30 protein-coding genes and 1 pseudogene are annotated in these 22,949 nt (G+C 22.7%); 16 read left to right on the top strand and 15 right to left on the bottom strand.

What is annotated here, in order from left to right:
- Positions 1–22: 22 nt before the first annotated feature.
- Together AACK89_RS04640 and mgtA are read right to left on the bottom strand one after the other, a co-directional pair.
- Positions 23–325: a hypothetical protein gene (locus AACK89_RS04640; RefSeq protein ID WP_338977533.1), complete on the bottom strand. Its 303-nt coding sequence runs from the start codon at positions 323–325 to the stop codon at positions 23–25.
- A gap of 147 nt (positions 326–472) precedes the next feature.
- A complete protein-coding gene (mgtA, locus tag AACK89_RS04635) occupies positions 473–3,196 on the bottom strand; it encodes a magnesium-translocating P-type ATPase (protein ID WP_338977531.1) in 2,724 nt (907 codons plus the stop codon).
- A gap of 776 nt (positions 3,197–3,972) precedes the next feature.
- On the opposite strand from mgtA, the gene AACK89_RS04630 reads away from it, so the two are divergent.
- From AACK89_RS04630 to AACK89_RS04575, 12 genes are all read left to right on the top strand, one after another.
- Positions 3,973–4,182, top strand: coding sequence for a hypothetical protein (locus AACK89_RS04630; protein ID WP_338977528.1), 210 nt, complete (start codon positions 3,973–3,975; stop codon positions 4,180–4,182).
- Positions 4,183–4,200: 18 nt separating this feature from the next.
- A complete protein-coding gene (locus AACK89_RS04625) occupies positions 4,201–4,323 on the top strand; it encodes a hypothetical protein (protein ID WP_338977525.1) in 123 nt (40 codons plus the stop codon).
- The gene (locus tag AACK89_RS04620) at positions 4,316–4,966 is read left to right on the top strand and encodes a PD-(D/E)XK nuclease family protein (RefSeq protein ID WP_338977524.1); all 651 of its coding nucleotides are present in this window, start codon (positions 4,316–4,318) and stop codon (positions 4,964–4,966) included. Before AACK89_RS04625 ends, AACK89_RS04620 begins: the two co-directional genes overlap by 8 nt.
- The gene (locus AACK89_RS04615; protein ID WP_338977523.1) at positions 4,959–5,249 is read left to right on the top strand and encodes a hypothetical protein; all 291 of its coding nucleotides are present in this window, start codon (positions 4,959–4,961) and stop codon (positions 5,247–5,249) included. The genes AACK89_RS04620 and AACK89_RS04615 overlap by 8 nt, the downstream gene beginning before the upstream one ends.
- 95 nt (positions 5,250–5,344) lie before the next feature.
- Entirely contained in the window at positions 5,345–5,536 is a 192-nt protein-coding gene (locus AACK89_RS04610; RefSeq protein WP_338977522.1) for a hypothetical protein, read from the top strand.
- A gap of 9 nt (positions 5,537–5,545) precedes the next feature.
- Entirely contained in the window at positions 5,546–5,674 is a 129-nt protein-coding gene (locus tag AACK89_RS04605) for a hypothetical protein (protein ID WP_255495922.1), read from the top strand.
- Complete coding sequence (locus tag AACK89_RS04600) at positions 5,667–6,491, top strand: RecT family recombinase (protein ID WP_338977520.1); 825 nt, start codon at positions 5,667–5,669, stop codon at positions 6,489–6,491. The genes AACK89_RS04605 and AACK89_RS04600 overlap by 8 nt, the downstream gene beginning before the upstream one ends.
- A 15-nt stretch (positions 6,492–6,506) precedes the next feature.
- Entirely contained in the window at positions 6,507–6,695 is a 189-nt protein-coding gene (locus tag AACK89_RS04595; RefSeq protein ID WP_338977518.1) for a hypothetical protein, read from the top strand.
- Positions 6,682–6,846 (top strand): hypothetical protein, encoded by a 165-nt coding sequence (locus AACK89_RS04590; protein ID WP_338977517.1) that lies wholly within the window; start codon positions 6,682–6,684, stop codon positions 6,844–6,846. Before AACK89_RS04595 ends, AACK89_RS04590 begins: the two co-directional genes overlap by 14 nt.
- Positions 6,847–7,066: 220 nt before the next feature.
- The gene (locus AACK89_RS04585) at positions 7,067–7,219 is read left to right on the top strand and encodes a hypothetical protein (protein ID WP_338977516.1); all 153 of its coding nucleotides are present in this window, start codon (positions 7,067–7,069) and stop codon (positions 7,217–7,219) included.
- Positions 7,220–7,514: 295 nt separating this feature from the next.
- Positions 7,515–7,772 carry a hypothetical protein gene (locus AACK89_RS04580; RefSeq protein WP_338977513.1) on the top strand — a complete coding sequence of 86 codons (258 nt, stop codon included), beginning with the start codon at positions 7,515–7,517 and terminating at the stop codon, positions 7,770–7,772.
- 117 nt (positions 7,773–7,889) lie between these two features.
- A complete protein-coding gene (locus AACK89_RS04575; RefSeq protein ID WP_338977511.1) occupies positions 7,890–8,726 on the top strand; it encodes a hypothetical protein in 837 nt (278 codons plus the stop codon).
- Positions 8,727–8,763: 37 nt separating this feature from the next.
- On the opposite strand, the gene AACK89_RS04570 is transcribed toward AACK89_RS04575, so the two are convergent.
- From AACK89_RS04570 to AACK89_RS04515, 12 genes are all read right to left on the bottom strand, one after another.
- Entirely contained in the window at positions 8,764–8,970 is a 207-nt protein-coding gene (locus AACK89_RS04570; protein ID WP_338977508.1) for a hypothetical protein, read from the bottom strand.
- 16 nt (positions 8,971–8,986) lie between these two features.
- Positions 8,987–9,109, bottom strand: a complete 123-nt coding sequence (locus AACK89_RS04565) for a hypothetical protein (RefSeq protein ID WP_338973392.1) — start codon at positions 9,107–9,109, stop codon at positions 8,987–8,989.
- 4 nt (positions 9,110–9,113) lie between these two features.
- Positions 9,114–10,682 carry a hypothetical protein gene (locus tag AACK89_RS04560; RefSeq protein WP_338977505.1) on the bottom strand — a complete coding sequence of 523 codons (1,569 nt, stop codon included), beginning with the start codon at positions 10,680–10,682 and terminating at the stop codon, positions 9,114–9,116.
- Positions 10,666–11,448, bottom strand: coding sequence for a hypothetical protein (locus AACK89_RS04555; RefSeq protein ID WP_338977503.1), 783 nt, complete (start codon positions 11,446–11,448; stop codon positions 10,666–10,668). The genes AACK89_RS04560 and AACK89_RS04555 overlap by 17 nt, the downstream gene beginning before the upstream one ends.
- 4 nt (positions 11,449–11,452) lie before the next feature.
- On the bottom strand, positions 11,453–12,646 hold the full coding sequence (locus AACK89_RS04550; protein WP_338977502.1) for a hypothetical protein: 1,194 nt from the start codon (positions 12,644–12,646) through the stop codon (positions 11,453–11,455).
- A 20-nt stretch (positions 12,647–12,666) separates the two neighbouring features.
- The gene (locus AACK89_RS04545) at positions 12,667–12,852 is read right to left on the bottom strand and encodes a hypothetical protein (protein ID WP_338977500.1); all 186 of its coding nucleotides are present in this window, start codon (positions 12,850–12,852) and stop codon (positions 12,667–12,669) included.
- Between the two features lies 1 nt (position 12,853).
- On the bottom strand, positions 12,854–13,342 hold the full coding sequence (locus tag AACK89_RS04540; protein WP_338977498.1) for a hypothetical protein: 489 nt from the start codon (positions 13,340–13,342) through the stop codon (positions 12,854–12,856).
- A gap of 16 nt (positions 13,343–13,358) precedes the next feature.
- The gene (locus AACK89_RS04535) at positions 13,359–16,190 is read right to left on the bottom strand and encodes a hypothetical protein (RefSeq protein ID WP_338977496.1); all 2,832 of its coding nucleotides are present in this window, start codon (positions 16,188–16,190) and stop codon (positions 13,359–13,361) included.
- A complete protein-coding gene (locus AACK89_RS04530; RefSeq protein ID WP_338977495.1) occupies positions 16,159–17,460 on the bottom strand; it encodes a hypothetical protein in 1,302 nt (433 codons plus the stop codon). The genes AACK89_RS04535 and AACK89_RS04530 overlap by 32 nt, the downstream gene beginning before the upstream one ends.
- Before the next feature lie 3 nt (positions 17,461–17,463).
- Positions 17,464–18,822, bottom strand: a complete 1,359-nt coding sequence (locus AACK89_RS04525; RefSeq protein ID WP_338977494.1) for a phage terminase large subunit — start codon at positions 18,820–18,822, stop codon at positions 17,464–17,466.
- Positions 18,816–19,211 (bottom strand): terminase small subunit, encoded by a 396-nt coding sequence (locus AACK89_RS04520; protein WP_174480004.1) that lies wholly within the window; start codon positions 19,209–19,211, stop codon positions 18,816–18,818. The genes AACK89_RS04525 and AACK89_RS04520 overlap by 7 nt, the downstream gene beginning before the upstream one ends.
- Positions 19,212–19,380: 169 nt before the next feature.
- The gene (locus AACK89_RS04515) at positions 19,381–19,632 is read right to left on the bottom strand and encodes a hypothetical protein (protein ID WP_338977493.1); all 252 of its coding nucleotides are present in this window, start codon (positions 19,630–19,632) and stop codon (positions 19,381–19,383) included.
- 230 nt (positions 19,633–19,862) lie between these two features.
- Here AACK89_RS04515 and AACK89_RS04510 point away from each other — a divergent pair, with 230 nt between their 5' ends.
- Both AACK89_RS04510 and AACK89_RS04505 read left to right on the top strand, forming a co-directional pair.
- Positions 19,863–20,222, top strand: a complete 360-nt coding sequence (locus AACK89_RS04510) for a UPF0236 family transposase-like protein (protein WP_338977491.1) — start codon at positions 19,863–19,865, stop codon at positions 20,220–20,222.
- Positions 20,223–20,625: 403 nt separating this feature from the next.
- Positions 20,626–21,030 (top strand): hypothetical protein, encoded by a 405-nt coding sequence (locus AACK89_RS04505; protein ID WP_338977488.1) that lies wholly within the window; start codon positions 20,626–20,628, stop codon positions 21,028–21,030.
- Positions 21,031–21,647: 617 nt separating this feature from the next.
- Here AACK89_RS04505 and AACK89_RS04500 read toward each other — a convergent pair.
- Positions 21,648–21,878, bottom strand: a pseudogene (locus AACK89_RS04500) (IS3 family transposase); the annotation flags it as partial.
- A gap of 76 nt (positions 21,879–21,954) precedes the next feature.
- On the opposite strand from AACK89_RS04500, the gene AACK89_RS04495 reads away from it, so the two are divergent.
- Both AACK89_RS04495 and AACK89_RS04490 read left to right on the top strand, forming a co-directional pair.
- Complete coding sequence (locus tag AACK89_RS04495; protein WP_338977485.1) at positions 21,955–22,092, top strand: hypothetical protein; 138 nt, start codon at positions 21,955–21,957, stop codon at positions 22,090–22,092.
- 314 nt (positions 22,093–22,406) lie between these two features.
- Positions 22,407–22,895, top strand: coding sequence for a hypothetical protein (locus tag AACK89_RS04490; RefSeq protein WP_338977483.1), 489 nt, complete (start codon positions 22,407–22,409; stop codon positions 22,893–22,895).
- The last annotated feature ends 54 nt before the right edge of the window (positions 22,896–22,949 follow it).

The following is a 22,949-nucleotide window of genomic DNA, read 5'->3' as shown; positions in this document are numbered from 1 at the left end:
ATCTTGTTGATTTAAAAAATTTTTATCATTTTTTTTTAAAATTTATTAATCAATTAATAAGTTTTATTTTATTAGTTGTAAATTCTATTAATTCACTTGAAGTTTCTCAACCTTCCTCGTGTGGATCATAGTTATATTCATCTTCTATTTCTGCTCCTTCATCTAAATCTAATAAAAAACTATTATGAAGGGCATTTCTATTATTATTATCTAAACCAATAACTTCCTCATCACTAATGTTTGGATTATTCATAAAATCTTCAATAATAGAAAATTGAATTTTTTTATTTTGAAATTGATCAATAAGGCAATTTAATGTTAGCATACTTTTATCTGTTCCTATCTATAATATGAAATTCCTGTTACTTTATTAAAAGTAACAGGAATACAAAAACTTTCTTTAGTTTTACACTTATTTATATCATAATTTTTAAAAAAATCGAATATATTTATCTTAAAATTAAAATTTAGTTTACAATCAGCGTTTATTAACCTTTATATATATCATTTTTAATAATTGACTAGCAATGAAATAAACAATGACAACGCCAGCTAAATAAGCATAAAAAATTAAAGGAATTGGTGTTAAACCAATAGTAGCTCCTAATTGTGTATATGGAATACTAATGCCAATAATAGTAATTATAATTGTTGTTAAAAATAGCTGATGAGATGGCATACTTTGAATAAAAGGTACCTTAGAAGTTCGTAATAATTGTACAATTAATGTTTGTGAAGTAACTCCTAAAATAAATCATCCAGTATGAAATAATGATTGTTGATATATGCCAGCAGCACTATTAGGATCTACATTAGCAAAGTTGGCAAATATATGTAAACCGTATCCTAAAAATAAAAAGGTGGTTATATCAAATATTGAACTTAGCGGTCCATTCCAGAATGCAAAAGGTAAAATGCTTTTTGCATTTCATTTTTGTGGTTTTTTAATAAAGTCTTCATCAACCCTATCTCAAGGAATTGCTAATTGAGAAATATCATATAATAAATTTTGTAGTAAAATTTGAATTGCCATCATTGGTAAAAAAGGTAATCAAATTGAAGCAATTAAAATACTTAATGAATTACCAAAATTAGAGGAAATAGTAATTTTAATATATTTTAAAATATTACCAAAAGTATTTCTACCACTGATCACTCCTTGCTCTAAAACATCTAAATCTTTTTCTAATAAAATAATATCAGATGCTTCTTTGGCAATATCAGTAGCACTATTAACAGATATTCCAACATCAGCGTGATGCAAAGCAACAGCATCATTAATACCATCACCTAAAAAGCCAACAGTGTGACCATTTAACTTTAAAATATCAATAATTCTTGATTTTTGTAATGGGTCCATTTTCACAAAAATAGTAGTTTTATTTACTAATGCTTGTAAATGTTGATCATCCATATCTTCAATGTCACTACCTAATAAAGGAATTCCTGGTTCTAACCCCACCTTTTTACAAATTGCTTTAGTAACAATTTCATTATCACCAGTCAAAATTTTAACATCAATTCCGTGTTGATTAAGAGTTGTTATTGCTTTAATAGCACTAGGTTTAGGTACATCTAAAAAACCTATATATCCTAATAAAACTAAATTAGATTCATCTTCTATTTTAAAAATTGTTTTGTCACTAGCAAAGTCTTGATAACCAATTGCAATTACTCGTAAACCATCATTATTTAATTCCGTACTTAATTTTAAAACATTTTCTTTAATTTTATCAGTTAAGGCAATTACTTTCCCTCCAATTTCAACTTTAGTACAAATTTTTAATATTTCTTCTACTGCTCCTTTGCAAATTAAAGTATTATTAATTTTATCTTTTGAAACTACTATTGACATTCGTCTTCTTATAAAATCAAAAGGTATTTCATCAATTTTACGATAGGGCATTTCAACTATTTTATTATGATGAGCTTTAATGTGTTGGACAATTGTTTTATCAATATTATTTTTTAATCCAGTTTGTAAAGAACTATTTAAATATGCCATTTCTAAAACTTTGTTTGATTCAACACCTTCTGGATCTAAGTGTTTAACCAACTCAATTCTATCCTCAGTTAAAGTACCAGTTTTATCAGTGCATAAAACATCCATTGCACCAAAACTTTGAATACTAGTTAAATTTTTAACAATTACTTTTTTATGTGATAATCTAATTGCACCTTTTGCTAAGTTAGCACTAACAATCATTGGTAGCATTTCGGGGGTAATACCAACAGCAACTGATATTGAAAATATTAACGCTGTTAAAATATTATTTTTAGTAATTACATTAACAATAAATATTAATGGTACCATTACACACATAAAACCAATAAGAATGTAAGTAACTTTTTTAATACCTTTACTAAAACTAGTAACAGGACGTTTACTAGTTACTGCACTAGCAATTGATCCAAAATAAGTATTAACACCTGATGCAATAACAATAGCAATAGCACCACCTGAAACAATACTAGTACCCATAAAACATATGTTTTCTAATTCTAGGATACTACTTTTTTTATTATCATCTTTAGTATGAATAGCGTGTTTTTCAACAGGAAATGTTTCACCAGTTAGTGCCGATTGATTAATAAATAGATCGGTTGAAACTAAAATTCGAACGTCAGCAGGAATCATATCACCAGAAGATAAGAAAATAATATCACCTGGTACTAAATTTTCAATTAATACTTCTTTTGTAAAATTGGCAACACTATTTAAAGCATTAAAATCAATTTTTTTATTTTTATTACTAAATCTAAAAACACTGGCTGTTGTTTCAATTAATTGTCGTAATTTTTCTGAAGATTTATAGGAACGATAATCTTGAAAGTAAGATATAAAAACACTCAAAATAATCATTACTAAAACAATAATAGCACTGTACAAATCAACATTTTTATCAGTATTAGTATCAATAATACTGTAACTAATAAAATTATAGATAACTATTATCATTAAAACAATAATAAAAGGATTAAAAATATTGTGCATTAATTTTTTGTATCAAACAAATCGTTTATGAGAAAAAACATTTTTACCATATTTTTTAAGTCTGTCTTCTACTTCTTCCTTTTTTAATCCGTACATACTACCATCTAATTGTTGGATAACTTCTTCTTTCGATAGTTGCGAAAATTGTTTAAACATGGTTGTTGTTTTTTGTTCTATATGCTTCTTTTTAAAAAATTGCATTATCAACCAACCTTTCTTCAAACGTATAATTTAATTGTATACTAAAATCAAAAGAACTTTATTTTAGTGAATAAAGTTCTTAAAACTACCAAATATTTAAGAATAATATTCTTCTATTTTCAATAAAAATTTGTATTATTTTAAATACAAATTATTTATATCAAAAATAGGAGTAAACATCAATGATTTAAAAGGAGTTGAAATATAATTATAAATCTTCTAATCAATTTTCTATATTTATTAATCAAATATGATAGTATTTAGTTAAACTTGATATGAGTTTTTAAGCTATTATTTTTAAATAAGAATAATAGTTTTTTATTTAGAAAAATGAAAGGAAATATAAATTAATTATTTTTTAAATAATTAATTTATAAAAGGTAGTTAAAATGACTGAAAAGGGCGCATAACTTTAATGGATAGATTCATAAAATAAAACGGATAACAAAGAACGATATAACTATCGTTCTTTTTTTGTTAAAAGATTAAAACTTAATAAAACTGTCGTAGAAGTCTAATAGTGAGTACTTTATGTAAATACTTCTATATCAGAATAAAAGAGCATTTAATGTTAAGCAAGTTAAAATGTTACACTGTATCGCTTAATGTAATTATAGATTAATTTGAATAGCCTTATTATGGCTCAGTAAATACCCCATTAATCTAATTAATAATTACATTTGTATTATTTAAAAAAATAGGGGGTTTTATATATAAATACATACCTCATTAACAATATCATAACACAATAAAAATTTAAAAGGAGAAAAATAAATATGGCATACGTTTATTTAATAAAATATAAAGTTAATTATACATTTGAAACAAAGTATAAAGTTTTTTATACATTTAAGGAAGCAAATAATTTTCATAAAAATTATAAACATCATTTATTAGAAGATGCATATATTATCCATTATGAAATATTAGCATTCGAATTAGATATGCAATATACAAATCAAACAAATCAAGAAAAACTTAATTAATGAAAGGAAAAAATATTTATGGAATATAGAGAATATAGAATGGTTGGTTCTTGTGATAGATGTAGAAAACAATCTTCTTTTGGTAATAGATTATGTAATAAATGTTTTTGAATATTAATTGGTAGAAATAAATATGAATAAATTAATTTTTAAAAAAGAAACACATCAATATTTTTTAGATGATAAAGAATTAATATCAGTTTCTAGAATTATTGATAATTATTTAGGTTTTGGATATAGTCATATAGCACCAGAAGTATTAAAAAATGCTTCAGTTCGTGGTAAATGAGTTCATAAACTTAATGAATTATATTTACAAAATATTAATCAAGAAAATATTATTAATAATTTATTAAAAAAATTAAAACCAGTAACTAATAATATAAATTATTCTTATTGTAAAAAATCACTTATGTTTTTAAAAGAAAAATTTAAAGATAAAAATAATTATGAATTTATTATTGAAAAACCTATTAATGATAATGTAATTGCTGGAACACCCGATTTAGTTTATTTAAATAAAAAAGAAAATAAATATTATTTAGTAGATTATAAAACTTATGCTTGTATTGATGAAGATAAATTAAAAAGAATTAAATTACAATTAACTGCTTATTATTGTATGTTACTTGATAATGGCATACTTCCATCTTATAAAACCTATGTTTATTTAACTAATAAAAATATTCAAAAAGAAATAGAAATTGAAATAACTAATGAATTATTACTTGAATGATTTAAGGTAAAAACAAAATATTTTAAAGGAGAAAATAAAAATGATTAAAAAAATACCTGAGAATAAAGAAAAAATGAGAATTTTAAAACAAGATTTAAAATATAAAGAAATGTGTTTACATAAATATTTTTTATTTACTTTTCAAGATAATGAACCAGAACAAAATATATTTATTTGAAATATGATTAAAGATTTACAAGAAGATATTAAGTTTATTAAAAGTCAAATAAACCTTTATAGAGAAAGAATATTTATAGACTTTAATAATGATTGTGAAGATTTAAATTGACTTAAATTCAAAGAAATGCAAAAAGAAGAAAATAATGAATAAATGTAAATATTGTAATAAAAGAATTTTATTAAGTAAATATTGATGTCTGAAATGTTTAGAAAAAATAGTTAATGAACTAATTAAGGAGAAATAAAATGATTAATGAAAAAACAATTAAAGAAAAAACTATTTATTCTTGTAATTCAATTGAATTTGATAAGTTACCTAAAAAATTAGATAGTAATCTAAATAATTGAATTGAGATTAATAGTCATTTAATAGTTAATCCTAGTAAAAATATTGAAATACATTTAGATAATAGATTTAAAACAATTAAAAAATGATAGGAGAAAATTATGGATAAGAAAAGTTCTGGTATGGATAAATCAATTTTAATTTTATTAAAACATATAGGAAAAATTAATAAAAAATTAGATGAAATTTTAGAATTATTAAATAAAAAAGGAGAAGAAAATAATGAGTAATAATAGTAAAAATGAATTAAAAATTCCTAATTTTATTAAAAGTAATAAAGAAGAATTATTAAAATTTAGAAATTATTATGAAATGATTAAAAATTCTAGTAAAGATTTAAGAAATATGAATCAACAAAGTTTATTTAATGCTTTATTTAATTTATATAAATTAAATCTTTCAATTAATCCTATTAAAAAAGAATTAGCATTAATACCTTATGGTGATGAATTACAAGTGCAAATTCAAGAAGATGGTTGATTAACATTATTACAAAGAACTGGATTAGTAGTTGATTTTCAAAGAGAAAAAATAACAACTGCACATAAATTTAATCAAGAAAATAATAAATGAGAAATAAATCCAGCATTAATTTTTGAAAGAAAAACTATTAATACAATTGGTTATTATTGTTATATTTCACTTTTAGATAAAAATGGAAAAATTAATAATTTTTATAAAGGAATGACTGTTGAAGAATGTCAAGAATGAAGAAAAAAATTTAGTAAAACTAAGCGTGAAGATAGTCCTTGAAATACTAGTTTTGACCAAATGGCATTAAAAACAGTTGTAAAAGCATTAATTCGTGAAATTAATAAAACACCAATTATAGTATTAAATAATCAAGATGATATTAATTTAGCACTTCAATTAGACCAAAGTGTAGTAATTGATGAAGAAACAATTGCTTATAAAGATAATACTGGTGATGAAGTTAAAATTATTAATTCAAATAATAATATTGATAATACTGATATAAATTCTACTTTATCTAAATTAAAAGAATTAGAAAAAGAAGAAGAAATAATAGAAAAGTTTGAAGTTTAATAAGGAGAATAAATAATGGAAATTACTACTGAAGATATTATTGATGAATATAAAAACGAATATAAACAAAAATTAATTATTTGATTAAATAAACAAATTAGTATTTGTTTATGTGATTCTTTAAAAGAAGTAGGTAAACTTACTGCTTATTATAAAGTACTTGAATTTATAGAAAATGGAGAATTTGATAATGATAATTTATAAATGTGATTATTGTCAAAAATCAATAATTGATGGTAATTGAATAAGAAATTATCGAAAAATTTTTTGATTTAAAAAAATAAAATGATATATGCACCAAATCTGCTTTATAGCATATGAAAATGAAGAATTAAATAATGATAATAAAAATTAAAAAGAATAATAAATGTGGCTATGGTAGAGTTTATGCTCATAAATGTAATAACTTTTGTAAACAAAAACAAAATAAAAGAGTTAGGAAAGAAAGGTTAAATTATGAATAAAGAAAAATTACTTAAATATTTAATTGAAAATATGAATGACTGATGTGAAGAATGTGAAGCTGGTAATTTATGAATGATAGTACAAAAAATAAAAAACGGAGAATTTGACTAATGAAATTATTTTATATCTTATTAAGAATATTAATTCTACCATTATTTTTATTATTATCTTTAATCTCTATTCCTTATAATTTATTAACATTTATTTTATTTGGTAAATTTAAAATTGAATTTGAAATGACATGAAAAGAGGAAAGTGAATAATGCCTTGATGAGGAATATTATTAATAGTGATAGCAACTACACCAGTAGTAATCATATTATTATTTTGTTTAGTTGCTCTTATTTTAGGAGCAATAGCAATAATAAAAGATTAAATGATAGGCATTTGACATATAAACTATTTAACTCCTATTTTTATTTAAATATGTCAATGTAAGTCCTAAATTTTATTTTATACAGAACGAAACTATAGAATTATTAAAATTTGGATAACATTATAATTCTATAGTCCACCGTTTATTACGGTGCTGATGAGTTCATAAAAGGATGTGAAATAATGAGAAACATTAGAACTGAATGATTTTATAATGAAAAAAGTCCAAAAATAATAACATGTCCAACAGTTGGATTATTAAAAAATAAAGAAGATGCTTTATGTTATTTATTAGCATTAAATTTATATCCAAAATTATATCCACAAGATATTTATTATTCATGAATATTAGAAAATAATCAAACTGGATATTTAATTATTTGTGGTAATAATAGAGATACTATTGGAAATATGCAATTTAAATTTATAAAAGGAGAATAAAAAATGACTTCAGAAGAATTAAGAAAAAGGGCATTAAAAATGAAAAAAGAACAACTAATAGAACTTTTAATAACATACTATCAACTACTAATAAGTAAAAATAAAGGAGAATAGAAAATGCCACAATATGCTGAGACTACACAATTGAATAATTATACTTTAATTAAATTAATAAGAACTGGTATAAGTCCAATTTGTGCAATGATTGGTACAAGTGCTTATTATGGTCAAGTAATAAGTAATCCATTATTAGGTTCAATTAATAGTTTATTATTTGGTAAAAAATTAGGTTTAGATATATGAAATTTAAATCAAAGACCAAATACTAAAACTAAATTAATTAATAGTTCTAAAAAAATCTTATTAGGTTTAGGAACAATTGGTTTAGCAAATTATAGTAAGTTTACTAATTCTTCCATTAATCCTAATCCAACAGAAAATCCAATAACAACTACTACTGTTGACCCATTTCCACCAGATTTATTATTAAGTACTACTAATACTACTGATAATCATTTAATGGATTGAGATACTTATATTTCATTAAATGCTTATGGTATTTCAAATCTTATTAATGGAATTCTAGAATTAATACCTAATAAATTTGAAGCAATAAGAAAGATTTGTAATATGGCTACTGGTGGATGTTTGATTTCAAGTGGTGTTGCTATGGGTATTAATAATGATTTTAATAATGCTTATGCAGTACCTACCATAGTTGCTGGTGCAAGTGAAATTATACATAATTTATTACCTATTGAAACTTCTCATCATATTGAAGAAATGCAAGAAACACCATTTAATAATGAAACTGCAAGATTAATTAATGATAATAGATTTACTATTAATAGTGAAACTGCAAGTCAATATTATGGTAGTGATAATATGAGCGAAGTACCATTAAATCACGATAATGCTTCATTAAATTGAGATTATAATCACATGAGTTTATAAATAAGTAAAAATGCCTTTAATAGGCATTTTTTTATTATTAATAAATACTTTTTATTTCTGGTTGTTTATTAATAGAATTTAATTTAGTTTGTAATTTATTAATTTTATTTTGTTTTTTTAGTTCTTTTTTATTAGGGTCTGTTAAAGATTTACCAAAAGCAATAAATGCTTTTCCTAATTTAATTAAAACATAACCCCCATTAATACATAAATTAGCAACTATAATAATTGTTGTAGTATCCATATTAATCACCACCTTTCTAAAATATTTGATTAATTTTTAATACAATTTTTACAATAATAAATATAATTAAACCAGCAGTTGCAGAAGATAATAAAACTCCAATTAAACCTAAAATAATTTTTATAATTTTAAAAAACATAATATTATTCCTGTAATTCTTCTAATTTATATAAACAATTGTCAATTTTTTCATTATTATAGTTTAAAACCGCTATTAAATTATTGCTTATACATAATTTTAAATCAGCATTTTTTTCTTGATAAAAAGTTTGTAAAACTGAAAAAGGAGTTTTTTCTTTTAAAATATAAAAATTTAAAAATTGAATAACTGAATTATTAATATCATGAGGAAGTCAAGTAAATGATAGTCTATACTCTTTATTAGGTTTAAAATCATAAGTAATAAATTGATTTTTACCGGAAATAATTCCTACTTCTTTTCAATTACCATTATTTATTATTTTCTTTTCATCATCAATTAATTCTTTTTGTATTTTTACAAAATCACCTTCAAGTTTTCAAACACGTTTATGTAATTCATTAATAGCATCAACTATACCTTTATTTGTAGTTTCTAATTCTTTAATATAAGCACTTTTTAAAATATTAGTAATAAAATTAGCTTTTACAACAAATTTATTTTCTTGTATATCAAAAACATTATTATCAAATAATGGTTCTAATTTATCAATAGTTAAATTAAAATTTTTTATCTTATCATCAACATATTTTTTATTAGTACCATCATCTTTATCAATTGGGTCAGCAATTTTTGTAATATTATATCCTTGTAAATTAATATTTTTTGCTAATTTTAAATTTACATCTTTACTTGAATTATTTCATAAACTGTCACCACTACCACCATTAGCACTAATAACATTATTTTCAATTTTAATATTTTCACCAGCAGTTAATTTATCTTGTTTTTTATCTAATAAATTATCAACATATACTTTAGTTGTAGCATCACTTAAAAATGTTGGTGTACCTACATCAATTATTCTTTTACCATTAACATCAATACCTTTAAAATCTTTTGGTTTAATAAAATTAGAATTTTCTTTATCAACTTCTCATAATGAATCAATATTACTATCAGCATGAATTTTTAATTTAGGTATAGTATCACTAACATCATCTATTTTTATACCAGTACCTTCAATTAAACTCATTTTTTGTAAAAATGTTTTATTACCAGAATCTCATGTTATTACTCTTCTATCACTTTCATCAAAAATATTAGGTGTATTAAAATTATCTGTATTACATGAAATAGAATTATTAATTGCTTTTCTTGGAGTATGTAAATTTGCTTGTTGTAATAAATTATATACTTCCATTAATACATAATCTGGTTCACTTGGAGGACTAATACTACTTGATAAACCATTACCACTAATTGAAACACTACTTCTTATAAAAGCCATTCCATCAGTTAAATAATATATAGTCATTCTTGCTGTTGCTCTTTTAACTAATTGTTTTTGAGTATCATTTAAATTATTAAATCCAGTTTGTTCAATTAAATTACCAGTAATAGTATTAATACGTTCACTACTAATAGCAATTGCCATAATAGTAAAATCAGTTTTAGTATTATCAGTAGTAGTTTGGTCAGCATCTGGTATAAAACCATATATAGTTTTTAAATCATCTTTTGTAATATAATTTAAATTTACATTTCAATCAATATTATTTTTGTTTTCCATAATCTTTATACCTTTCATATCCATGTACTGCTTGTGATTTATTAACTACACCAATAACTGATTTATATTTCTTTTGATGAATAACTTTTTTACCTATATTTTTAGCATTTCTACGTGCTAAATATTCTTTATCTTCTTTATCTAATCCACCATGATAATACTGTCTTATAAGTATTGAATTAGCACCAGTACCATAAGCACCAGTGGCTTTACACATATCAATTCACATTTCTTTTGATATCATAAAGTAATCATATGATTTACTTAAATTAGTTCTATATGTAAGTGTAGCAATACCATAAGTACTAGATTGTTGTTGCACTACTGGAGTTCATATACCACCCGCTAATGCACTACTAGAAAGATTTACATAAACTCCAATCATAGAATCATAATCTTGTTCAGTTAAAGAATTCATAATAATTTCTTTACCTTTATCCATTAATGACTTACCATTTAAATATGTTTTTTGAATATGTTGTAATTTAGCAATATTATTATTAGTAATATGTGTCATGATTTTTTTATGAATTACTGGTAAATTAGTTAATTTTTGTAAAACTTGTTGAAATTCAGATAATTCTTTTTGAGATTTATCTTGTCCTAATACTTTTGACATTAATTGATTTTTTAATATTCCTGCTGGATTTTTTAAAAAACTATTAAATAAATTATTATTTTTTTTAAATTTTTCTATTAATTCAGCAGTTTGTATATCACTAACAGCAGTTTCTAATATTATTCTTAAAAGTAAAATAATAGGCATTTAATTATGCTTTCTTTTTAAAAATTACTTGAATTGAACCATCATATAAATTTTTACCTTCAACATTAGCACTTGTTGCTGTTAAATTAGAATAATTAGCATTACCTTTAACATAATTAGGATTTTTAGCACTAACTGCTTTTTCTACTTCATCTGCAGTTGGAGTATCACCAGCCATTTTAATATCACCTAAATTAGCAAATTCAATTGCTGAAGCAATATCTACATTACTAGTTAATTTAAATCCTTTAACTAAATCTGGTCTTAATGCTTCACCATCACTTACTAAAAACTTATGAAAATTTTTAATATTAGCATTAGTTTGTAAAATAAATGTATTATCTAAACCACGATTAAATGGGAATGCCAATGCTTCTTTATGAACTAATACAGCATCACAACTTAAAAAATCAAATTCTTCTTCTTTATCAATAACTCCAACTGGATATTTTCTTCCTAATCATGGACATTCTACAATTTTAATTCCACCAATTTCTACAATATTACCATCTTTTAATGCTTGTGAAGCACTATCACTACCCAATGTTGTAGTTGCTAATAATACTAATGGTTTAAAAAAACTAGATACTCATAAAGTATAATCTTCTTCATCTGTACCAATATATTCATCATTAATTCTTGCTTTTAATGTTGCTAATGTATTTGCTAATTTTAATCATAATAACATTCTATAATCATCTATTTTTGGATTACTTGGTAATGTAATATTAACAATTCCATTATCTTTGGCTGTTTTAACTGCTAATTGCATTAATTTAGCAACTAAATATATTTCTACTGATTTTGCTTTTCCATCAATTCAACCACTAGCATAACTATCAGCAATAATAATACCACCATCTTCAAATTTAGCACCTAATCTTTTTAAATCTAATGTTTCAATTTCATAATTAATTTCTTTTTCTTTATCTAAAAGAATCTTTTTTGTTCTAATTGCAGTACCATTATTAGCACCTGCTCCTCTTGTATAATTTTGTGTTATATTTCTTTTAGTAATATCATAAACAGCAGTACCAGAATCTAATTGCTCTCTATTTTCTACTGTTGCATTAATTAATGCTACTCTTTTTGATAATAAAACTTTTAAATTTTTAATATATTTTACAGATAAATCTGCTTTACCACTAGGATTACTAGGGTCATTAATTGTCGTTGATTGTGTTGTAATAATTGCCATTTTATTTATCTCCTTCTATATTAGCCTAATAGTCAATCTTTAACTAATTGTGGCATTTCATCTATTAATGTTTTATAATCATTAACTGCATTTTCTAATGCATTAATATCAGTAAATTTAAAACAATTATCAATATGTAATTCAAAATCACTAACAATTCTGATATCTTGTTTTCTATATTTTTCATTAAATTCAATTTTTGTCATATTAACCATCTACCATTCCTAATTTACTAGTATCTATATCTTGTTTTTTATTTTCTTTAAATTTATCTTTAACATCTAAAGAAGAACTAATATTTGTATCTTTTTTATTATTAAATAAATGTGGAAAATCTTTATTTAAATTTGATAATTCTTCATCAATATCTTCTTTATCTCCAAGATATCTTTTTAATAAATTAATATTTTCTTGTGATAAATCATATTTTTTATAACTTTCACTATGTCTAATTTCTCTATCTTTATCAGTTTTTTCTTTATATAAAGCATTATATTTTTCTTCTAATTCTTTATATTTATCTTCTAAAGTTGGTTCTTTAGATTCTTCAGTTTCTGATTCTTTTTTATCTTCAGATTCAGATTCTTTTTCAGTATTTTCTTCTGATTTTACTTCTTCTTCCTTAGTTTCTTCTTGTTCATCTTTTTCTTTTTCTTCCATAGTATTACCTTCTTTCATTTCATTTTCATTTAACATAATTACCACCACCTTTCTATATTGAATTTTTTGGATTAATTACTAAGGATGTGGTTTGAAGATTTCAATTAGCAGATGAAAAATCATCATTTCTTGGAATTAATGTTGTTATAAATTGATATTGAATTGATATTCAATCATCACTATCACCTTTAAATGCCATTATTTTAAATCAAGTAGAACTTGGTATTGTGTGGCCACTAGATGGATTATCATTTGTTCATAATAAATTATTAATATATATTTTATTTAATCTTTCTGCATGCGTTAAAGAAGCAGTTTGTTTAGGAATATTAAAATTAATTTCATTATTTACATTAAATATTCAATTATTATTCATATCTGTATGGTTACCAGAATTGTTATTATAAATAATATCATTATCTTGAAAACTTGCATTTAAACCTTGACCATCAGTTATATTACCAATATCACTTAAATTGATTTTAATAGGTGTAATTCAATTTTTACTATTTTTATAAATATCACTACTTGTTTCTTTGTATATTGCATTCATAATAAAATTAAAATTAAATGTTATACTTTCATAATCATTCATAAATTTATCAATATTTTCATATCCATAATCTTTAACATTAATATCTATATAGTTTAAAAATTTACCTTTCTCTTGATTTTCTTTTCAATTTGGTCTCATTTTATAATTTAAAGTAGCACCGCCTATCAAATTAATATTATTATTAATTCCATATTGGCTTTGATTACTTAAATCAATAAATATAGGATGTGCTCTTGGCATTAATGGTGGTGGTTGTATTGCTTGTGGATAATTAAATGGTTGGTCAAATTTAAAAGTATTATTTGCTAAAATAAATGTATTTTGAATTAATCTACTATTATTACTTGCTTTACCTACTGTTTGATAAGTACCACTTCAAATACTAAAATTATCATTAACAGCACCACTTCTATTATCAGGCATACTATAAAATGTTATTTTAAAATTACTTTTTCCAATAACTTTAATATCAATCATATCAATTGCTCATTTAACAATATTAGTATTAGTAAAATCTGGTACTTGTAATAATGATTTATCAATATCATCTTTTGCTAATAAATTAACTAAATTTTTATTTTTAATATCTAATTGACCTAAATTAACTGTTTCTTGTATAGTATTATCATTAAATTCTTGACTATTAATATCAAAACTTGCCATTGATAATTTATCAGTTAAATTAAATGTAAATGATGTCATATGACTTGCTGTACCTAATACAGATTGAATAGTATCTGGTGTTTCATTTCTAAATACATCTAATGGAATTAATGCTGGATTAGTACTTTGTGAACTATATAATAATGTTGTATAAAAATTATATAATTCAGCAGATATTAAGCCATTTATATAATTAAATTGTGGAATTAACAAGTTACTACTTAACTTTGCTCCAATATCTAAACCACCAACAAAGAAATTCATAAATGAACCAAATACTGGAATAGTATTAAGATTAATTTTAATAGTTTCTCGTACTGTTAAAGGTATTTCACTAATAGGATTATAAATAAAATAATGTAAAGCATTAATAGTATTTAATTGCTTAAATTTATTATTATTCATATTATAATGAGTATTACCAATAAATTTTTTATTATTTTTATTATAATATTGAAAATATGGATTACCAGCAGTTGCATAATTATAATCTTCAATTTCAGCACCATTTAAAAAATTATTATCTCAATAATTTACTAATCTATTTGAAACATCAACTTTATTAGTATTTTTAGTTTTTTCAACATTAGTTCTTAAATGACCTTCATAATGTTTAGTTGCACCATCATCATAATTTGGAGAAATTACTTTTTGTCAATCTTGATAACTATCCATTGTACTTTCACCACGTACAGTTAAAACATAATTAGTTTCTGGTAATGCCTGAAAACTTACTGGGTCATAAGTTGAACATTGATATTGTCATGGAAATAATAATTTACTTGGATATTGTCGATATTTATGTTGTTTAGTATTAATAGGATTATTATCAATATCTCTACCCCATAATGCTATTGAAATAGGTTTTACTGAACCATAAAAAGATATTTGACAATGAGTAACTGGTAATGGAGTTAAATAATTACCATCCAAAACAATATTATTATTTTCATCTAATGCTGGTAATGCTACGGGGTCAGCAGGTGCCCCTAATTGCACATATTGATTAATTGCTAATCCACTATGTGCTAATTTATCATTTAACGAACTAAAAGTACATTGAATATAAGCAAGTTCTTTATTTTCATTATTATAAGTTTTACTAGCAACTTCAAGAATATATCATTGTCTATCAACTTTAATAGATTTATCAGTATTTATAACTTTATTAATTTCTGGAATCATATATAACTTATATAAATTTGAAACAATATTATTAATAAAATCAAAATTCTTTTTTTCATTTGGAATATTAATAACCACATTTTTAATTGCTTGTTCTTGAATAAAAGCATTATTTGCTGGTGTAGCACTATAAGTAATACCTAATTGGTCTGATAATATATTTCCATAAAACACATCACCAATTTGTAATTGTTTATATGCTTCATCTGGATTATCTTTATTTTGAATAGGAAAATAAGAATGGTCTCAAATTGCTTGTATTGCTTCACGTCCTGTAAAGATTTTACTAAATGAAGTATAATCATTAGGAATACTAGTTGGTGGTTTATAACCAGTTTCTGTTGAATTTATAGCACCTAAAATAATAGTAAAAGGACATACACGAAATTGTAAATCTTTATTTTGTGTAAAATCTTTTTCAATTTCACCAGTTGATTTTCAAACTGTTTTAATTAATTGATGATTTATTTTCGGTATCATTTTTAGTTTCTCCATCAATATCTTTTACTAACTTATTATCAAAATCAATTTCTTCTTTTCTCATTCTTCTATTTTCTTCAAGAATGTTCATTGCTTCTTCTTCACTAACACCTTCTTCTTGCACAAGAATACGTTTTCTGTTAGTTAAATCTAATGCTAATTTTCTCTCATTAATTTCTAATGATTTTAATCTATCTATAATAGTATTTTCTTTAATTTCAAATGTTCATTTAGATTTATCACCATCTAATCCCATTAATATAAAACATCTTTGAAATATTTCATTTCAATCACTTTGATTTAAAGTTCTTTTAATTCTTGTAGTTTCCATATCTCTTGAATTAGTAATTAATACTTCTGCTTCTGTTTTTTGACTTGTAGTATCATTTACTGGACTATATCCACTACCCTCAAATGCTTTATCAATAATAAATTGTATAAAATCTGCATATTTATCTAATATTGGATTACCTTGTAATATTGCAATTGGTGGTGTTCCACTAGTACTTCCCATACTTCTTAAATTTGCTTGTAAAATAAATTTACCTATTAATTTTTTTAAATCAAAAGCAGTTTTAGATTGATTTATTTCTTGTTCAGTAATATCTAAAAATACACGAGTAACATTACATTCAAGTTCATGGTTAATTGATTCAAATGTTTTATTTAATAATTCTTGTAATTTTTTAATTGGTGTCATATCTGGATAATAATCACCAATAACTCCACCAAAGAAATTCTTTTTAGGTAAATTTTGCATAAATTTAACTGGAATAATACCTAAATTATGATTTTCTATTAAAGGTAATTTTAAATCATCACTTATTTGTTTTTGTAAACCATCTAAAATAACAAAATCACTAGTAAAATATCTAATTATTTGATTTGGAGTATATGTTGTTTTAACATAAATACTTTGGTCATCATATTGTACTCTTGACCATGTTGATGCACTATATTCAGTTTCTAATACTCTTGCAACTCTTGATTGAGCATAAGGTTGAGCAAAATTTAATGCTATTCTACCAGTTTTACTTTTATCAATTTGAACAATACTATAACCATAACCAGATTTAATATGACAATCTTGATAAAATAATGAATCAAAATTATTTCATTCTTTTAATTTTTCAATTGCCTTTTTATATTCTTCATCTTCACTTGTTAAAGTATAACCATTACCCCATAATAATTTAGAAGCATGATTTGCTATAATTTCTTGAAGATTTATCATACATCATTTAGGAGTTAATATTTCAGTATTACTCATATCTTACTTCCTTTCAAAATAAGGATTTATATTTGCACTTAAATTTCTAATATATGGCTCAATTGCATAATCAAATGCATCACGTAAATGGTCATTACCTGGTAATGGTATTTGTTTAATACTTTTAGGGTCTCATACAGCCAATCTAAATTCATCTAATAATAACTGAGCATTATTTTTTATGTTTATATTTAAGCGTTCTGATGCCATTAAAGCCACATTCTTACCTATTCTAAACTCTAACCTTAATTTCACACAATCTTTAAAATATAGCCATGAACTGACCCTATATTTAATTGCTGTATCATTTAACATTTCTATAAATGTATAATTACTAAAATCACAATATACAGTTAACCCATATTCATCTAAATAAACATTTTCTTTTGCTAATTTAATATAAAATTCAACTACTAATTTTGCTAATTGTTTATTATCATAACGTACTAATTTATTTTCTATTTTTAAACAATCAATAACATTAACAAAATTAAAATCATAATCAAAACCTATTAATACACATGCTAATGCATCATCTTTAAACCCATAATCTAATCCAGCACTAAATCTATAACTTTTTTGTATTACTCTACTAATCTTTGGAAGTAAATGTGAATATATACCACCAGATTCATAACCTACTAAACCATGACTTCTTACTCTTGCAGATATTGGGTCAAGAGTTTCTATTTCTAATAATTGTTGTTTATCACTATCTTTTAAATGAGTATTTAATTTTCAATTTTGATAATGATAAATAGTATTATCAATAATAGTAAATTGTTCATATTCATTAATAATTTGCTTTTCATTTTGTGGACAAGCATTTATAGTTTTTTTAATAAATTCATTAAGAATTGACCAAGGATTACAACTTTCAATTTCTAATAATTGTTTTGCTCCACGAATAGCATCTTTTAAATCTTGATAATCATTTTCAGTAATTTCATATCTTTCATCACTTCATATAATTACATAATCATATAAATAATTACTTGCTAATCCAGTTAATTTAACATTACTATTATCTTGTGCATGTAAATATTTACAAGTTATTTTACTTCCATTAAATTCAATAGTTTTTTTAGTTTCACTAATAATAAAATTAATACTAGGATAAGTTGCTCTAATAATTTGTTTTAATTCTTGTCAACTATCATTTAATTGTTTTGACATATTACGAATTAAATAAGCATGAATATTAATATTCTCTAACATTAATAAAATACCAAGAAATTCAATATCACTAAATGTTTTACCAGATTTACGACTACCTAATTGTTTAATTTTAGTAATATTTAAAGGTTGTTTTAAATACATTCTTTTAGCAATATCTAATAAATAACCAAAATTACTTAACATTTATTCTTACCTTTATTTTCTAAACTAATTGCTATAGGGGCTGTATTATCACTACTTTTTATATCAATTTTTGTAGATAAATGATATTCTTTCACAAATGCTCTTTCTAAATATCATGCAGTATTATTTGCATTTGCTTTTAAATATCTTTGTGTATTAATATGGCGTATTTGTAAATATGCTCAATTAATTTGTTGTAAAAAAGTATTTCTCTTTTTTTGTTTTCAACTATAAAGAGTATTTTCTGTAATATCTAAATAAACTAGCATACCAATTTTAGTTGGTACTTCTTCAGTTTGTTTACAATGATTAAAATATTCTTCTAATTTTTCTCTTAATGCTTTTGCATCATTAAAAATTGTTCTTATTTTTATTTTTTCTTCTTGCACATAAAAATCTCCTTTCATATGCTTTAAAAACACAAAAATTTATGATATACTTAATATAACTTTTAAGTTAGGTGTAGCAACAATAACTTATAAAACTTTATTAAATAGTTCATATATTTTTTTATTGAATTTTTATAATATAATTATAACAAAAAATAGCATTATATTGCTATTTTTTTATTTTCTCTTCTAGTTGTTTATCTAAATAATCAATTAATTTTCATCTTAATATTTCATTATTATTATTTTTAATATTTCATAAAATGGCTAACCCAATAACTAATCCTAATATATTTAAAGAAATAAATAACATTACCACTCCTATGGCATTATTTTTATTACAATATTTAATTCCATACTTTATTAATAAAATTCACGTAATTGCCCCTATTATTCCTAATAATATTCATAGTGCTATCATTTATTATTTTTTTCCTTTTCTATTTACATTTTTCTTTATTGTACATTATTTTATTAAAAAAGAAAAGATAACTAATAAAAGTTATCTTTAAACGGTTAAATTAGAAATACATCACTATCAATTTTATCGTTCTTTAATATTATACTATTAAAATAAATATTTTTCAACATTAAATTAATAAATTTGATACAATGCTTGGAGTTAAAAAATCAATAGAAAGGTGTTGAAAGATGTTTAATTTTCAAAATTATTTGAACAATAAAATCAATGATATTAAATCATATTTTGTCAAAGAAGTCGAGTATTGAGATGAAAATTTTTTTCAAAATAGAACTAAAGAAGAAAAAGAAAGATATAAAGTTTCAAAAAAACGTAATAGAACAGTAAATACTGAAATTGGATTTGTAACTTTTAATAGAAGAATATATTGAGATATTATAGAAAAAAGAACTCGTTATTTTACTGATGAAGAATTTAATATTGAAAAACGTGCAAGAGTTATGAAAGATTTAAAATTAAAAATACTTAGTAATTTAATAAAAAACTTATACACATATTCAAGCAGAATATGAATATACTTATTTTTCTAAAAATTTTATTTCAAGAATTTTTAAAAATGCAAAAATTGAAAAATTAATACCAGAACAAAAATTTAAAGTATTAGATAATCAAAAATTAAATATATGTGCAGATGATGCTTTTGTAACTTGTTGAGATGAAAATGGTTTAAAACAGCAATATTGTTGTAGAATTTTAACTTTTAATTTAGGAAAAAAAGAAATTTATTCATATAGAAATAAATTAGACAAGAAAATAACTGCATTTTTATTATTTAAATCTGGTAATTGTTTAAATCAACATGAATTATATCAATTTACAACACAAACTATTCTTAATCATTATGATATTAATTTAAATATATTAGGTGTTCAATGAGAATATCATAATTATAATTTAGTAATTGCTGGTGATGGTGCATTATGAATTAAAGCAATGGCTACTTGATTAGGATGTTATTATATTTTAGATAAATATCACGCTTATAGTTATTTATGAAAATCTTTTGTTGGAGTTCGTGGTAAGAAAAAAGAATCTCATGACTGAAAAAAATTTTTAGATTCTTCAACTACTTTTTCAAGTGGTAATTATAATGAATTAATTAATATTTTAAAACCTAATGTTAATGAAAAAACTTATAATTATTTTAAAAATAATGCTCATGGTATTGTAAATCAAAATGCTAGCTGAAATATTGGTTGTAGTGCTGAAAGTGATGTTTATCATTTTTTAAAATCTTTAACTAATGGTGCTAAAATATATAATTATCAAACATTAAATAATATGTTAATAGCAAAAGCAAATTATTTAAATTCTAGAAGTTATATGAATAGTACTTAAAATAATACAATTTAATATTTTTTAAATCTAATTTTAAGATTAGAATTTTTGTGTTATTTAAATGTAATTTTGTAATTATATTTTTTAATATTTTTAAAATTTATGATATAATTAAATTAACAAAAAATAGAAATACATCAGTTTATCGCTCTTGATGTTCCTTTCTATCCATTAATCTTATACGTCCACTGAAAAACAGAAAATAGAAATTAATCAACTAAATTTAGAAATAAAAAAATATCATGAATCAATATGAATTCTTATCGACAAATTTAATGAATTAAATAATCTTTATAAACAACAAAAAATAAAAATATCAAATACTAAAAAAGAACAAGTATATAGGGGCGTTGCCCCTAGTTGCTTCGCAACTTACCCCAGTGGCGTAAACGCCACGGCCAACCAACCAAGGTTCTGGTTGGCTTCGACCAATAATATAGGTTTACTCTATTTTAACATCTTTCTTATTTTTCTTAGAATATTTATTTCTATAATAACAAGCACGGCATACAGTATTTTCAGTTTCTTTCTTTTCAGTTTGTAATATATTATCCAACTTATCTAATCCTACTACTCTGGAATGGCAACCCTTTTTAGGACTATTTTTTGGTAGACATTTATTTTTGATAATTAACTGGAGTTAAGTAGTTTAAAGTGCTGTGAATTCTTATGTTGTTATATCAGTTGATGTAATCAAATAATTCTAATTTTAATTGGATTAATGATGTAAAATTTTTATCATTAATAAATTCAATTTTGAAAGTTTTAAAAGTTGCTTCAGCAACAGCGTTATCATAAGGACAACCTTTTTTGCTTAAAGAGCGATTAATATTGAATGCTAGTAAAAGTGGATAGGTTACACTTTATTGGACACTAATTACGTAGACAAGTGAACAAATTAGTTAAAAGAAAGGAACTATAATTATGGCCAATATTAACTCATATACCGATGAATTTAAAAAACAAATAGTAGCTTTATATCAAAGCGGTAAGTCAGTGTCTTGTCTTGCTGGGCGTATAAAGTTAATGGTTATGTTTAATAAAAACTTAAATGAGAGATAATACTCTCATTTTTTAATTGTTAAAAAATTATAATTAATTATTTTATTAAACCAGCACTTTATTAAAGTAATTAATTATTACATAACTAAATAAAAAAATTATTTAGGCTATTGTGCTGGAATATTCCAATAGTAATTTTTGTGTTGCTCTTTGAAAATTTCAAAAATTTTGGTTCCCTTCCCCTAGAACCCCTACCCTCCAAGGCTTTGCTACCTACAGTAGCATAAGCCTTACGTATAGTAATAAGTAGTTATTAGTATATAAGCCTTTTATCACTGTAGGTGATAAGGCTTATACATAGAAAGGATAACGTAATGATTAATGTTAATTTAGATATTAAAAATAAAATTAAAGAAACAACTAAAGGTATGTTATTAGAAATTGGTGAATATGAAACATGATTTCCTATTAAAGATACTATTATTGATGAAAAAAATAAAAAAATAGCATTAAAAATAATTGAAGATTTTTATTATAAATTAGGTAAAAAATCAATAACAAAAGATATTGAAAGTGTTAAAGGTAGTGATATTTTAAAATATATTAAAAATATTCCAAATATTACTAGAAATGAAAATGAATTAATATCTTGTGAATTTTATGAACAATATAATGGTTATTATATTTTTAAAAATGATAAAAATCAAGAATGTTTTAAATATAACATTACATGAGAACAAGATATGAAAAGTTTTAAAATCAATAATCCATATAAACATAATGATTTAGCAATAAATTATATTATTACACCAATGAAAAATATAGAAACTCATAATGAAAAAATATTTTATTTAAAGTATTAAAGGAAATTAAATATGTTATTAAATGTTGAAAAAATAGAATTAATAAAAAAAATA

This window comes from Spiroplasma endosymbiont of Panzeria rudis (genome assembly GCF_964019705.1).
Taxonomy (GTDB): domain Bacteria; phylum Bacillota_I; class Bacilli_A; order Mycoplasmatales; family VBWQ01; genus Spiroplasma_E; species Spiroplasma_E ixodetis_A.
Note: the sequence above shows the minus strand (reverse complement) of the source record. Positions and strands in the feature narration are given on the sequence as shown.